The sequence below is a fragment of the Streptomyces malaysiense genome, from assembly GCF_000980885.2.
GTDB classification, from domain to species: Bacteria; Actinomycetota; Actinomycetes; order Streptomycetales; family Streptomycetaceae; genus Streptomyces; species Streptomyces malaysiense.
The window spans coordinates 123,658-137,005 of the sequence record NZ_LBDA02000033.1; the positions used below are offsets into that span (position 1 = coordinate 123,658).

The 13,348-nt window shown below is 73.2% G+C and carries 12 protein-coding genes; 6 read left to right on the forward strand and 6 right to left on the reverse strand.

Annotation, left to right across the window (positions count from 1 at the left end; genetic code table 11):
* Positions 1 to 2 precede the first annotated feature (2 nt).
* The 3 genes from VT52_RS15155 to VT52_RS15165 form a co-directional block, all read right to left on the reverse strand.
* The gene (locus tag VT52_RS15155; RefSeq protein WP_107481340.1) at positions 3 to 977 is read right to left on the reverse strand and encodes a hypothetical protein; all 975 of its coding nucleotides are present in this window, start codon (positions 975 to 977) and stop codon (positions 3 to 5) included.
* 78 nt (positions 978 to 1,055) lie between these two features.
* Complete coding sequence (locus VT52_RS15160; protein ID WP_046425078.1) at positions 1,056 to 1,853, reverse strand: EI24 domain-containing protein; 798 nt, start codon at positions 1,851 to 1,853, stop codon at positions 1,056 to 1,058.
* A gap of 10 nt (positions 1,854 to 1,863) precedes the next feature.
* Positions 1,864 to 2,298 (reverse strand): MarR family winged helix-turn-helix transcriptional regulator, encoded by a 435-nt coding sequence (locus tag VT52_RS15165; protein ID WP_046425076.1) that lies wholly within the window; start codon positions 2,296 to 2,298, stop codon positions 1,864 to 1,866.
* Between the two features lie 72 nt (positions 2,299 to 2,370).
* Here VT52_RS15165 and VT52_RS15170 point away from each other — a divergent pair, with 72 nt between their 5' ends.
* A complete protein-coding gene (locus VT52_RS15170) occupies positions 2,371 to 3,396 on the forward strand; it encodes an NADP-dependent oxidoreductase (protein ID WP_046425074.1) in 1,026 nt (341 codons plus the stop codon).
* Between the two features lie 144 nt (positions 3,397 to 3,540).
* On the opposite strand, the gene VT52_RS15175 is transcribed toward VT52_RS15170, so the two are convergent.
* Both VT52_RS15175 and VT52_RS37980 read right to left on the reverse strand, forming a co-directional pair.
* Positions 3,541 to 4,701 (reverse strand): EstA family serine hydrolase, encoded by a 1,161-nt coding sequence (locus tag VT52_RS15175; protein WP_046425072.1) that lies wholly within the window; start codon positions 4,699 to 4,701, stop codon positions 3,541 to 3,543.
* Between the two features lie 118 nt (positions 4,702 to 4,819).
* Entirely contained in the window at positions 4,820 to 5,503 is a 684-nt protein-coding gene (locus VT52_RS37980) for an SCO2400 family protein (RefSeq protein WP_046425070.1), read from the reverse strand.
* Positions 5,504 to 5,794: 291 nt separating this feature from the next.
* On the opposite strand from VT52_RS37980, the gene VT52_RS15185 reads away from it, so the two are divergent.
* The 4 genes from VT52_RS15185 to VT52_RS15200 all read left to right on the forward strand — a co-directional run bounded on the left by VT52_RS15185 (position 5,795) and on the right by VT52_RS15200 (position 11,303).
* Positions 5,795 to 8,740 carry a glycoside hydrolase family 35 protein gene (locus VT52_RS15185; protein WP_046425069.1) on the forward strand — a complete coding sequence of 982 codons (2,946 nt, stop codon included), beginning with the start codon at positions 5,795 to 5,797 and terminating at the stop codon, positions 8,738 to 8,740.
* A gap of 107 nt (positions 8,741 to 8,847) precedes the next feature.
* Positions 8,848 to 9,453, forward strand: coding sequence for a toxin-antitoxin system, toxin component family protein (locus VT52_RS15190; RefSeq protein ID WP_206306516.1), 606 nt, complete (start codon positions 8,848 to 8,850; stop codon positions 9,451 to 9,453).
* Positions 9,450 to 10,703: an MAB_1171c family putative transporter gene (locus VT52_RS15195; protein WP_046425067.1), complete on the forward strand. Its 1,254-nt coding sequence runs from the start codon at positions 9,450 to 9,452 to the stop codon at positions 10,701 to 10,703. Before VT52_RS15190 ends, VT52_RS15195 begins: the two co-directional genes overlap by 4 nt.
* A 21-nt stretch (positions 10,704 to 10,724) precedes the next feature.
* A complete protein-coding gene (locus VT52_RS15200) occupies positions 10,725 to 11,303 on the forward strand; it encodes an RNA-binding protein (RefSeq protein ID WP_046425065.1) in 579 nt (192 codons plus the stop codon).
* Here the strand turns inward: VT52_RS15200 and VT52_RS15205 are convergent.
* The gene (locus tag VT52_RS15205; protein WP_046425064.1) at positions 11,300 to 12,187 is read right to left on the reverse strand and encodes an ATP-grasp domain-containing protein; all 888 of its coding nucleotides are present in this window, start codon (positions 12,185 to 12,187) and stop codon (positions 11,300 to 11,302) included. The genes VT52_RS15200 and VT52_RS15205 overlap by 4 nt on opposite strands.
* A 134-nt stretch (positions 12,188 to 12,321) precedes the next feature.
* Here VT52_RS15205 and VT52_RS15210 point away from each other — a divergent pair, with 134 nt between their 5' ends.
* The gene (locus VT52_RS15210) at positions 12,322 to 13,344 is read left to right on the forward strand and encodes a MerR family transcriptional regulator (protein ID WP_046425062.1); all 1,023 of its coding nucleotides are present in this window, start codon (positions 12,322 to 12,324) and stop codon (positions 13,342 to 13,344) included.
* Positions 13,345 to 13,348: the final 4 nt, after the last annotated feature.

The window sequence follows — 13,348 nt, forward strand, 5'->3', positions numbered from 1 at the left end:
GGTCAGTCCCCCTCGCGGCGGGCGACGCGCAGGGGGCCCGGGGTCTCGCCGCGCATCCGGGCGGCCGCCCGCTTCAGGAGGGTCATCGCGGCGGCGCAGATCAGCATGGTGCCGATACCGGCCGCGGCCTGCTCCGCCTCGCCGCCCTTCACCCCCTCGCCCGCGACGGTCGTCGCCAGCGCGAAGATGACCGAGTACAGACTCCGTCCGACCTTCGCGCCGGCGGGGATCACCTGGAGCAGCTGCGGCAGGGTGCTCGCGGCGCCGATCGCCATGCCGAACGGCAGCGCGGCGGCGGTCACCAGGGCGCCGAACCCGAAGGAGTTGCCGTAGGCGCCCCATCCGGCGCCCTTGTAGAGGAGCCAGCCGGTTCCCGTGAGCGACAGCAGGACGAGCAGGCCGTTCAGATACGCGGCGAAGGTGGCGGCCTTGCGCGCGCCCGGCAGATGCGCGGCGGGACTGCGCCAGGCGTCCGCCGTGATCAGCCTCAACCGGCCGCGCAGTCCGCGCATCTGGATCAGCGAGTAGCCGCCGAGGGCGAGCAGCCCGAGTCCGGCGACCGCCGCGGCGAACCCGATCGGGCCCCGGGTGAACCCGTAGTGCAGGCCGCCGGAGGTCAGCGGCAGCCCGAGCACCATCCCGTAGGACATCGGCTTGGCCTTCGCCTGGATCCGGAGCGCCAACTCGCGCTGCTCGGGCGTGAGACCGGGATCCAGCCGCATCCGGCTCTCACCGACGTGCCGGACGGGCGCCGGGGGCGCCTGGTGGGGCGGGTAGGGCTGCGGCGGGTGGCCCTGGGGCGGGTACGGCTGATTCTGGTGGGGCGGGTACCCCTGCGGCTGGTACGGCGGCTGCTGGTACGGCGGATACCCCTGCTGCTGGTACGGCGGCTGCTGCGGCTGCTGGTACGGCGGGTACCCCTGCTGCTGGTACGGCGGATACCCCTGCTGCTGATTCTGCTGCTGACCTGGAAACACGTCGGCTCTCCCCCGTGCTCTCGGCACCTCTTCGGTACTCGCGGCCCGGGAGTCTGCCATACGCGGCCGAGGGCGCGGTCAGCGGTCCGTCGTCCGCTCCCGGGTGACGGGCTCGGGTTCCGCCGGTCCGGATTCCTCCCCCAGCAGGTCCCGTGCCAGCAGCGTCGCGCCGGCCACCGCCCCCGGCATCAGGAAGATCGCGACGAACGGGACCAGGAAGGCGAGCCCGAGCGGGGTGCCGTAGCCCCAGACCAGCATGCGGCGCGAGCGCAGCAGGGTGAGGCGGGTGCGCAGGTCGAGGCCCCGGCGCTGCAGGGGGATCGAGGTCAGCTCCTCCGCGAGGAAGAAGCCCGTCACGAAGAAGCCCAGCACCGGTACGGCCGTCTGGCCGACGAACGGCAGCAGGCCGAGCGCGAAGAGCAGTACGCCCCACACCGTCGCCCGGACCAGGATGCGGAGGCTGTCCCGCACCGACAGCCACAGCTCCCGCCAGAAGGGGAGCGCGGACCGGGGGGCGATGCCGTCGGGCGACGCGGAGGCGTCGACCCGCTCCGACAGGCTGTCGTAGAACGGCTGCCCGATCACCAGCGTCACCGCGGTGAACGTGAGCACCGCCAGCAGCAGCCCCAGCGCGAACAGCACCGCGGTCAGCAGGCCCCGGAACAGCGTGCCCCATGGGCTCGACCAGTGGTCCGCGAAGGGTGTGGCCCACGTCACCGCGTCGCCGCCCCATATCGCCAGCGCGACCAGCGCGGCCGCGTAGAGGACCAGCGCTATCAGGCCCGGCAGCAGGGCGGCGCCGTACCGCCGGCCGTGCCGGGCCACCCATCGCTGGCCTTCGACCAGGTACTTGAATCCCACCCCTAGATCACGCATGGCGGAAACCCTACGCGTCGAGCATGCGCCGCAGCAGATCCCGCAGGGTCGCCCGCTCCTGCGCCGACAGCCCCGCCAGCGGCTCCCGCGCGAAGTGCAGCCCCTCTCGCAGATCGCGGGCCACCCGCAGCCCCTCCTCCGTGGCCGCGGCCATCTTGATGCGGCGGTCCGCGGGGTCCGGGCGGCGCTCGGCCAGGCCCCGGGCCTCCAGGCGGTCCACGATCCCCGTCACGTTCGACGGCTCGCACTTCAGCTTCTGCGCGAGCTTGCGCATGGGCAGCGGCCCGAGGGACAGCAGGCTGAGGAGCTTGGCCTGCGCGCCGGTCAGGGCGTGCTCGGCCGCCGCCTCGTCGTAGTCCGCGTGATAGCGCGCCACGACCTCGGCGATCAGTTCTACGACGTCCAGGGTCAGCTGGTCCGGACGGCGGGTATGCGGTGGTGCCATGCCCCACACCCTACCCGGTTACTTGACAATCTGAAATATTCAGCCTAACCATTGTTTCAGGTAGTGAAGTAAATGAAAGGCACCGCTGCGATGACGACGAACACCAACCGCGAATGGCACCTGCTCAGCCGCCCCGTCGGCTGGCCGAAGCCCGAGGACTTCGCGCTCGTGGAGACGCCCGTGCCGACCCCGGGCGAGGGCCAGATCCTGGTACGGAACACGTACCTCTCCGTGGACCCGTACATGCGGGGCCGGATGAGTGCCGCGAAGTCGTACGTCGACCCGTTCGAGCTGGGCAAGGTCATGCAGGGCGGCGCGGTCGGCGAGGTGATCGAGTCCCGCGCCGAGGGGATCGCCGCCGGCGACCACGTGCTGCACTTCCTCGGCTGGCGCGAGTACGCCGTGCTGGACGCGCAGCACGCCGTGAAGGTCGACCCGGACGCGGCGCCCCTGTCCGCGTACCTCGGCGTGCTCGGCATGACCGGTCTGACCGCGTACGCGGGCCTGCTGCGCACCGCCTCCTTCAAGGAGGGCGACATCGTGTTCGTGTCCGGCGCCGCGGGGGCCGTCGGCAGCCAGGTGGGGCAGATCGCGAAGCTCAAGGGGGCCTCGCGGGTCATCGGCTCGGCCGGGTCGGACGAGAAGGTGCGGCTGCTGGTGGAGGAGTACGGCTTCGACGCGGCGTTCAACTACAAGAACGGGCCGGTGTCGGAGCAGCTTCGCGAGGCCGCGCCCGACGGGATCGACGTGTACTTCGACAACGTCGGCGGGGACCACCTGGAGGCGGCGATCGGCTCGCTGCGGCAGGGCGGCCGGATCGCCGTCTGCGGCATGATCTCGGTCTACAACGACACCGAGCCCGCGCCCGGCCCGCGCAACCTGGCCCGGCTGATCCAGACGCGGGGCCGGATCGAGGGCTTCCTCGTCAACGACCACCGCGATCTCCAGCCGCAGTTCGTGCGCGAGGTCGGGCCGTGGGTGGCCTCGGGTCGGCTGAAGTACCGCGAGACCGTCGTGGACGGCATCGAGAACACCCTGGAGGCGTTCCTGGGGCTGCTGCGCGGGGACAACACCGGAAAGATGGTCGTCAAGCCGTAACCCCCGGCGCGCCGGGCCGCCTTCCGCAGCGCCGCCGGCCGGTGCGCCGCCTTCCGGGGCGTCGCCGGCCGGGGGTCGCGGGCGGCCGCCCGCGTGGTTCCCCCGTCCCTGGGTGGGGATGCGGGTCCCCACCCGGAAGGGCCGTCACCCGACGGCCGTCGCCGCCCGGTGCACGGCCCGCACCAGCCGGTCGTTCTCCGGCGCCGCCCCGTGGGGGAAGGTGAACCGTCGCCGGGTGTACCCGTACGCCAGACCGGCGTGCGGGTCGGCGAACGCCTGGGTGCCGTTCGCGCCGCTGTGCCCCATGGAGCCGGCGCCCAGGAAGGGGTGCCAGAGGTCGGCGGTGGCCTGGAACCCGAGGCCGAAGGACCTGTGGTCGCGGGTCACGAGGTCGTAGCCCGCGGAGTGGATCCGGCCGAACTCGGCGACGGTGTCCGCCTTCAGCAGCGGGGCCTTGCCGTCGATCTCCCCGATCATCGCCGCGTACATCCGCGCGAGACCCCGCGCCGAGGCGATCCCGCCCGCCGAGGCGGGGCCCTTGGCGCGGATCAGCCGATCCTCGTACAGCCGCTCCAGATCGGTCGGTTCGGCGCCGTGCCGGTTGAAGGCGATCGCCTCGAGGGTGTGCGGGCCACGCGGCGACGCCTCGATGAGCGCCTGCTGTCCGGGGGTGGGGAGCAGCGGCTGGGCACCGCGGAAGCGGGGTTCGGCGGTGGCCGGCAGGCCCAGGTGGAAGTCCAGCGCGTAGGGGGCGCGAACCCGGTCCTCGTACAGGTCCTGGATCGTACGGCCCGTCGCCCGGCGCACCACCTCGCCGGTCAACGCGCCGATGACCAGGGCGTGGTAGCCGAACGCGGCTCCCGGCCGCCAGAACGGCCGCTGGTCGGCGAGGTGTTCGGCAATCGCACGGTCGTCCGCCAGCTCCGCGCGGGTGAACCCGGCGTCCGTGCCGACCAGTCCGGCACGGTGCGCGAGCAGGTCCCTCAGGGTCAGCTCGCCCTTGCCCTCGGCCCCGAACTCCGGCCAGTAGTAAGTTACTTTGCGGTCCAGCTCCAGCGTGCCGTCCTGCACCAGCAGCGCCGTGACCAGGTGGGCCGCGCCCTTGGTGGCCGAGAACACGCCGTACAGCGCGTCACCGGCCCCGGCCCCGCCCGCCCACAGGTCCACCACGCGCCGCCCGTGCGCATAGGCGCACAGCTGGCCCTCGTAGTCGTCCCGTTCGCCGGCGACTAACGCGGCGAATTCTTCCCGTACCGTCTCGAACCCCTCGGCGACCGTGCCGTGCACGGCGGTGTCCTGCGTCATCCGTTCTCCTTCAGAACCTGTTCCTGCAACGACTCAACCGTTGCGACGGCCCTTCGGTGTCATCGATGCCCCGAACGGCCGATGGCATGGGAGAGGCGCAGTTCGGGCGCGGCCCTGATCAGGTGCACCACCACAGGAAGCGGTCGCAGGTCCGGGACGGGGACGGCGACGGGGGCGGCGCGGAGGTCGCCGGGGCGGTGGTGGGGGGTGCGGTGGCCGGCCGCGTCGCGGGCGCGGTGGCGGGGGCCGTGACGGGCGAGCCGGCGGTGGTCGCGGAGGGCGGTGCCTGAGCCGTACCGGTGGCGGCGGTGGCGGACGGGGAGGCGGATCCGGTGGCCCCAGCCGACGGGGACCCGCTCGCGGCGGCCGTCGCGCCAGAGGTCACCCGGACGTCGCCGGCCCGGGGCGGGGCGGTGGCGCCTCCCGGGGGGCCGGAGCCGTCGCCGTCGTCGGCCGAGGTGCTCTTGACGGTGGCCGTGCCGGCGCCGGTGAAGGGCAGCGGCGCGTCCGTACCGAGTTCGGCGAGGCCGAGGCCGCCGGCCGCGAGCACGAAGCCGGCGGCGAGCAGGGCGGTGCGGCGACGGCGCCGGCGGTGGGCGGCGGCCCGGCGACCGCGCCGCTCCGAACGGCCCCCTGCGGGCTTCCCTGCCGGGCTCCCCTCGTCCGGTTCCGGCCCGGCGTCGGGCTCCCCGCGCTGCGGCGCCACCGCCGCCGGACCGGGTATTCGGTCGGCCGGTGTTCCGCACCCCGGGCAGACCAGGGCGCCGTTGAGGTGCCGTCGGCACGGGAGGCAGTAGTCCATGACGCCGGAAGACTAGGGTCGACGCGCGTCACGTTCCTAGGCGCCGCTGTGAATGTTTGGTGCGGGGTCGAAAACATTCTCGAAAGACGGCGGTGCGACGACCGCGCCCGGCTCGCGGGGCCGCGATTTCCTCTGCCTTCACCGGGCCGTTACCCTGCCGTACGGCCAGCTCCAACCGCCCGTACCGCGTAATCCGCCCGTGCCGAGATCCTCATGAATCCATCGCGGGACCTCCTCGCGTGGAGAATGGCCGCACCTTCGCGCCCCGTAAGACCGCCGGGAGGATCCACCTTGGCGCTCAGCAGACGTACCTTCAGTGCCCTGACCGGCTCGGCCGCGCTCGGCCTCGCCCTGAGCGGCAGCGGCGGAACCGGGGCGCCCTCGGCGTACGCGGCCCGCAGCGTGCCGACCGGTCCGACGCCCGCCCCGCCCCGCGCGGACGGCGAGCACCACACCGTCGGGTACGACCGCTACTCCCTGCTGGTGGACGGCAGACGGCTGGTCGTGTGGTCGGGCGAACTGCACCCCTTCCGGCTGCCGAGCCCCGCCCTGTGGCGGGACGTGCTCCAGAAGATGCGCGCGCACGGCTACAACGCCGTGAGCATCTACGTCGCCTGGAACTACCATTCCCCCGCCCCGGGGACGTACGACTTCTCCGGCGTCCGGGACCTGGACCTGTTCCTGCGTACGGCCGCCGAGACCGGCCTCTACGTCATCCTGCGTCCGGGCCCGTACATCAACGCCGAGGTGGACGGCGGCGGTTTCCCCGGCTGGCTGACGGCGACGAAGGGGCGGGCCCGCTCGGCCGACCCGACGTACCTCGCGCACGTGGACGAATGGCTGACGCACGTCGACCGGATCGCCCGCGAGCACCTGTTCACCCAGGGCAAGGGCACCGTGCTGCTCTACCAGATCGAGAACGAGTTCGACGCGCGAGTGGACTCGGCGGACAGCCGCGCCTACATGTCCCACCTGTACAAGAAGGTGCGCGCGGACGGCATCGACGTACCCCTCTTCCACAACGACAAGGGGCGCAACGGGTACTGGACCCCGGGCTCCTTCGACACCGGTGGTGAGCGCGGTGGCTGGCTGTACGGCTTCGACGGCTACCCCTCGCCGTCCCGGACCCCACCGGACTGGGGGACGTTCGGGCCCGGCGGGGCGAAGGGCGGCTCCAGCGCCTCGCCCACCACGCCCGGGTTCACGCCCGAGTTCGGCGGCGGCTGGTTCGACCCGTGGGGCGGTTCCTTCTACGACGGCAAGGGGTACGCCGAGGCCCGCCGCACCCGGGACTCCGCCTACGAACGCCGCTTCTACCTGACCAACCTGGCCAACGGCATCACCCTGCACAACGTCTACATGACCTTCGGCGGCACCTCCTGGGGCTGGCTGCCCGCGCCGGTCGTCTACACGTCGTACGACTACGGCGCGGCGATCGACGAGGCCCGCAACGTCACCGCGAAGATCGCTCCGATGCACCAGCTCGGGCATCTGCTCCAACGCGTCCCCGATTTCACCAAGCTGGACCGCGCGGCGGACGTGCGCGCCGAGGGGCTGAAGGTCTACCACCTGACCAACCCGGACACCGGCGCCCATGTGTACGTCGCCCGGAACGACGCCGCCGACCCGGTGACGTCGGAACTGCCCACCGCCGAGGGGCATGTGCGGATCACCGTGCCCGGCAAGGACGCCAAGCTGCTGGCGACCAATCTGTCGCTGGGCAGGCGGAAGCTGAGGTACGCCACCGTGCAGCCGGCCATGTGCCTGACCGCCGGGCGGCAGGACATCGCCGTGTTCACCGGGCGCAAGGGCGAGATGGCCGAGCTGCTGCTGGCGTGCGACACGGACCCGGACGTCATGCGGCTCGACCCGGAGGCCGCCTGGGGCGTGGACGACTCGGGGCTGCACGTGAGCGCGCCGCTCGGACAGAGCGGTCTGATCCGCGTCCTGGTGGAGAAGGGCGACACCGACACCCCGCTGCTCCTCCTCTTCGCCGACGACGCCACCTCCGTGCGGCTTTTCCCGTACGACACCCCGTCCGGCACCCTGCTGGTGTACGGCCCCCAGCTGCTGCGCCACGTCGAACTGCGCGGCTCCGAAGTCCACTTGACCGGTGACATCACCGACCCGACGAGCCTGGAGGTGTGGGGGCCGCGCGGCGTCTCCAGCCTGGTCTGGAACGGGCGCGAGCTGGCCACCCGGGTGACGATGTCCGGCAGCCTGATGACCACGCGGATGCTGCCCGGGGTGCCGGAGGTCCGGCTGCCCGCGCTCGGCAAGTGGCGGATGCGCCGGGAGAACCCCGAGGCGGGCCCGAACTACGACGACTCGAACTGGAGGACGGCGGACAAGACGACGTCGTACAGCACTTCGGCCGTCCCGGACGGACAGCCGGTGCTGTTCGCCGACGACTACGGGTTCCACTACGGGGACGTCTGGTACCGGGGCGTCTTCGACGACTCCCGCGACATCTCGGAGGTCGCGCTCGGCTACAGCACCGGCACCCAGGGGCTGTTGATGGCGTGGCTGGACGGGGAACCGCTGGGCACGCACCGGATGCCGGTGCCGGACTCCGCCACGATCCGCAAGGGGACGTGGTCGGACACGGCCGCGTTCCCGGTGCGCGACGCGCTGCGCTCGCCCGGCCGGCACGTGCTGTCCGTCCTCGTGCGGCGGATGCAGCACGACCAGGACGGCAAGGCGGACGACACCCACAAGGCCGCGCGGGGTCTCACGGCTGCGGTCTTCAAGGGGGCCTCTCCGAAGGTCCGTTGGCGCATCCAGGGCGAGGGCCGTACCGATCCGGTGCGCGGTCCGCTGAACAACGGGGGTCTGCACGGGGAGCGTTCGGGCTGGCACCTGCCGGGGTTCGAGGACGGCGGCTGGGAGTCCGCGGACTTCCCGCGCGCCGAGCGGTACCAGGGGGTGACCTGGTACCGGACGACGTTCCGGCTGGCCGTACCCGGCGACGTGGACGCGTCGGTCGGGCTGACGCTCCAGGACGATCCGTACCGGGCGTACCGGGCGCAGATCTTCCTCAACGGATGGAACATGGGGCAGTACGTCAACAACGTGGGCCCGCAGCACACGTTCGCGCTGCCCAACGGGGTGCTGCGGACTCGGGGCGAGAACACGCTCGCGCTGGCGGTGCTGTCCGAGTTCACCACGCTGTCGGGGCCGGGCGAGGTCCGGCTGACCCTGCTGGGCAGGGCGGCCGGGGGGTTGGTTGTGTCTTGAACCACGCCCCCGGGATCGCGTGACGCGGGCACATCCGGGCGCGTACGCTCGACGGGGCTCCGACGGCGGGCGGCCGCGGGCAGCGGCGGAGGCGGGAAAGGGAACGGATGGGCATCGCGGGCGCGCGACAGCGGGCGGCACGGCTGACCGCACGGCTGCGACGCCCCGGCGGCCCCGGCACGGCCATGCGCTCCCTCGCCGGCGAGCTGGCCTCCGCGGTCCGCGCCCGCCCCGAAGCACCCGACGACGTACGGGGGTTGTGCCGGGCGCTGTGCGAGGAGATGAGCGCGCTGCGCGGCGGCCGGCCGCTGGAACTGCGCTTCGAACGCTTCCCGGACGAGATCGAGGTGACCGGGCTGTGGGTGGAGTTCGCCGACTTCGACCTGGTCATCGTGGAGGACCGGGCCGAGGACGTGCAGCAACTGGTCATCCTCGGCCATGAATTGTGGCATCTGCACGCCGGACACCGGCACCACCACCTCGCCGGCGACGCGGCGGCCCGCGCCTTCGCCGAGGCCCCCGGCTGGCCGGACCGGGCGCTCACGGTGGCCGCGCGCAACGGGTCCCGCGAGGCGGACGAGGCCGAGGCGGACGACTTCGGCCACCGGCTCGCCACGCTGCTGCGGACCCGGCTCGGCGGCCCCGGGGACTGCCCGCCCGACCCCCTGCAGCGTGCGCTCGGCTATCGCGGGCGGGGCGGAGCGGCGCGGTGAGCACGCTGGCGCTGGACCCCTCGGCGCTGCTCAGCCGCTTGTACATCTCCTTCTGGATCCCGGCGGCACTGCTGACCACCGCGCTGCTGCTGAAGCTGCCCACGATCATCCGGCTGTGGCGGGACCCGCTGCTGCGCGCGGTCGGCGGGGTGCTCCTGTTCGCCTGCACGGTGTTCGTGTTCTGCGTGCCGTCGGTGATCCACCGGATGAACGTGCTCACCGGCGTGCCCAACTTCTCGGCGCCCTGGTGCTACTCGCTGATCACCGCGAACTCCGGGGCGGGGCTGCTGTTCATCGTCACCTGGCGGGCCGGCAGCGACGGGCGGGCCGGCCGGCCGGCCCGCACCCGGCGGGCGGCGTGGTGGATCGTCTCCGGGTACATCCTGGTGGTCGTCGCGCTGTGGGTGCTGTTCCTGCTGGCCGACGTGCCGGTGGAGCGGGTACGGGACCTGGACACGTACTACGCCCGTACGCCGTTCATGCGCGAGGAGATCCTGCTCTACCTGCTGGCCCACACCGTCGCCTGTGCGCTGAGTTCCCGGGTGATCTGGGACTGGGTACGGGACCGGGGGCTGGACCCTTGGCTGCGGTGGGGGCTGCGGCTGCTGGGCGGGGGGTACGCGCTGAGCCTGCTGTACGACGCGGCCAAGGTGACGGCGGTGGCCGCGCGGTGGGCGGGCCGGGACCCGGACTGGCTCAGCACGAACCTGGCTCCGCCGGTGGCCTCGCTCTCCGCGATCCTGCTGGCGGCCGGCTTCATCCTGCCGCACGCCGGGCAGGCCCTGCACGACCGGTGCCGGGTCCGGCTGGCGCATCACCGGCTGGGGCCGCTGTACCGGGTGCTGTGCCCGGCGGCGGGCTCGGGGCCGCGGTTCTCGCTGCGGGCCACGACGGAGCTTCGGCTGATCCGCCGCGAGACGTACATCCGCGACGCCCTGCTGCCGCTCGCCCGGCACGTGGACACGGACCTGACGGACCGCGCGTACGCGGCGGCGACCGCGCTGGGCCATCCGGCGGCGCGGGCCCGCGCGCTGGCGGCGGCGGTGGGCGTCCTGGACGCGGTCGAGAACGACGGGCGGGAGGTGACGGCGGGCTCCGGCCCCGCGGTGCTCCTGCGGGACATCGCGTCCATCTCCTCGGCGCTGCGGCACCCGAGGGAGGTAGCGGCGGTCCGCGCGCTGGCGGCGGCCCCGGCCCCGGCCCCGAGCCTCACGGTGCCGGAGGAACGGGCACCCGTCCGGCGCCGGTGAACGTCCCGGCCCCCGGGCACCATGGATACCGTGGCTCTTGATTTTCAGCTGGTGCTGCTGCGCCGTATGGCCGATCACAATCCCGTGCTGGTCGACGAGGCCCGCAGAACGCTGGGGGTGTCGATCTCGGAGATGCGGGAGGCCAACAAGCGCTGGCAGGCGATGGTCCGTTCGCCGAGGGGGCGGGGGGCCGCGGCGCGGTACCGGTCGGTCCTCGGGGAGCCCGAGAGCGTCGGCCGCCGCGACTTCGGGGACGTCCGGTGCGAGGCCCGCCGGTGGGCACTCCCGCTGTGGCCCGGCCTCAGGTTCGAGGTGCTGGTCGGGCCCGACGGCGCCGTATGGAACGAATGGCTCGTACGGGCGCCCGGTGCCACGCCCCCCGTCCTGCGTACCCTGGAAGACCTCGTCCCCTGGTCCTGCACCGTGGACGAGGTCGCCCGCGCCTTTCCCCCGGCCCGCCCCCTGGAGGGCACCGCCCCCACCCGCTGGGGCCTCGCCTTCACCGCGCCCGACCGGGAGGGCGTACCCCGGGACACGGTCGCCGAGTTCACCTGGGGCCTGCTCCAGCGCACCGCGGCGGCGCGGCCTCGGGGGTCCTAGGCGGTGGCTTCGGCTTCGGCGAGGATCGCCGCCGCCGTCCGGGGCAGGGAGTCCGGGTGCAGGAAGAGGAAGAGGTTCGGTTCCACCAGTTCGAGTTCCATCAGGCGAGGTGTGCCTTCGGGGCCGTCGGCGAGGTCCACGCGGGCGTAGAGGAGCGGCGCGGAGGAGCCGGGCACGGAAGCCAACGCCTTTTCCGCCACGACGAGTTCGGCGTCCGTCGGCTGCCAGGGGGTGAGGTCGGGGTGGGCGACCTTGTCCGCGTCGTACGGGGTGCCGGGGGAGAGGACTGCCCCCTTGCGGCTCGCGTGCAGCAGGCGGCCGCCGAAGAACTGGAGGGCTCGTTCACCGGTGACGTCGATGCTCTCGAGGTAGGGCTGCACCATCGCGGTGAAGCCCTCGGCGTGCATCCGCGCGAGGTGCCGTACGGCCGTCTCGTGCTCGGCGGGGGTGTAGCGGGCGGCGAAGCGGGCGCCCGCGCCCGAGGTCGGCTTGATGACGTACTCGTGGTCGGCGGGCAGGGCCGCCGCACCGTCCTCGCCTGGGGCGACGTAGCTCGTCGGGACGGTGGGGACGCCGGCCGCGGCCAGCTCGCCCAGGTAGCGCTTGTCGAGGTTCCAGCGGATGACCTCGGCGGGGTTGGCGATCCGGGTCACCCGGGCCACCCGCTCCAGCCAGGCCGTGAACAGCGCCGCGCGCCAGCTGTAGTCCCAGGTGGAGCGCACGACCACGAGGTCGTACGCGGACCAGTCGATGCCGGGGTCGTCCCAGTGGGGGGCGTCGGCCCGAGCGCCGGCCTCGTTCAGCGCCCGCACCAGCACCGGCAGGTCCGCGTCCCTGCTCGGGGCGGTACCGGGGTCGTAGGTGGCGAGGGCTATGCGGGGCACGGCGGGTCTCCCTGTCGTACGACGTCCGGACACCCGCGAGGCTAACAAGCGGCCCGGAACCGGGACAGGGGGTTTGACCTTCACCTTCGGTGAAGCCCCAGCATCGGTGGTGGACGACGGGAGACGGGGACGCGATGGAACTGCTGACGATCGGGGCGTTCGCCAGGGTGAGCCGGCTGTCACCGAAGGCGCTTCGGCTGTACGACGAGCTGGCCCTGCTGCGGCCCGCCCGGGTCGACCCCGAGACCGGCTACCGGTACTACGCCGCCGGGCAGTTGGGGCGGGCGCGGCTCGTGGCCTGGCTGCGGCGGATCGGGATGCCGCTCGCCGAGATACGCGCCGTGTGCGCGCTGGAACCGGGCGAGGCCGCGCGGGAGATCGGCGCGTACTGGGCGCGGGTCGAGGCGGAGACGGCGGTACGGCGGGATCTCGCGGCGTTTCTCGTCGGCCAGCTGACCGACACGATCGACACACCGGGAAGGGAACCCACCATGATGCTGGAACTGCGGCACTCGGCGCTCACCGACCGCGGGCTCGTCCGCCCCGCCAACCAGGACACCCTCTACGCGGGCCGCAGGCTGCTCGCCGTCGCCGACGGGTTCGGGCCCGCGGGGCTGGCGGCGAGCGGGGCGGCGGTGGAGGCGCTGCGGTATCTGGACGAGGCGGAGTCGCTGCCCGTGGCCGGGGAGCTGGGCGTGCTCGGAGCGCTGGAGGACGCGGTGCGGGCCGCGGGGACTGCGGTGGCGGACCTGGCGGGCGGCACGGACGAGGTCGGCACCACGCTCACGGCACTGCTGTGGACCGGGTCCCGGCTGGCGCTCGCGCACATCGGGGATTCCCGGGTGTACCTGCTGCGGGGTGGCGAGCTGTACCGGATCACACAGGATCACCGGGTGTCGCCCGGAGATCTGCTGCTGTCCAAGGCGCTGGGCGGCGGGGCGGATCCGGTGCCGGACCTGCGCCTCCAGGAGCCGCTGCCGGGGGACCGGTACCTGCTGTGCTCCGACGGCCTCACGGAGGCCGTCCCCGATGCGCGGATCAGGGAGCTGCTGGCGTCGTCCGCGGGGCCGCGGGAGCTGGTGGCGGCGGCGCTGGCGGCCGGCGCACCCGACAACGTGACGTGCGTCGTCGCCGACGTGGACGTCCCGGCGGGGTGAGGCG

Coding starts and splice junctions, on each gene's coding strand:
- VT52_RS15165 (WP_046425076.1), bottom strand. CDS start 2,298: ATGGCACCACCGCATACCCGCCGTCCGGACCAGCTGACCCTGGACGTC.
- VT52_RS15210 (WP_046425062.1), top strand. CDS start 12,322: ATGGAACTGCTGACGATCGGGGCGTTCGCCAGGGTGAGCCGGCTGTCA.
- VT52_RS15200 (WP_046425065.1), top strand. CDS start 10,725: ATGGATACCGTGGCTCTTGATTTTCAGCTGGTGCTGCTGCGCCGTATG.
- VT52_RS15170 (WP_046425074.1), top strand. CDS start 2,371: ATGAAAGGCACCGCTGCGATGACGACGAACACCAACCGCGAATGGCAC.
- VT52_RS37980 (WP_046425070.1), bottom strand. CDS start 5,503: ATGGACTACTGCCTCCCGTGCCGACGGCACCTCAACGGCGCCCTGGTC.
- VT52_RS15160 (WP_046425078.1), bottom strand. CDS start 1,853: ATGCGTGATCTAGGGGTGGGATTCAAGTACCTGGTCGAAGGCCAGCGA.
- VT52_RS15175 (WP_046425072.1), bottom strand. CDS start 4,701: ATGACGCAGGACACCGCCGTGCACGGCACGGTCGCCGAGGGGTTCGAG.
- VT52_RS15190 (WP_206306516.1), top strand. CDS start 8,848: ATGGGCATCGCGGGCGCGCGACAGCGGGCGGCACGGCTGACCGCACGG.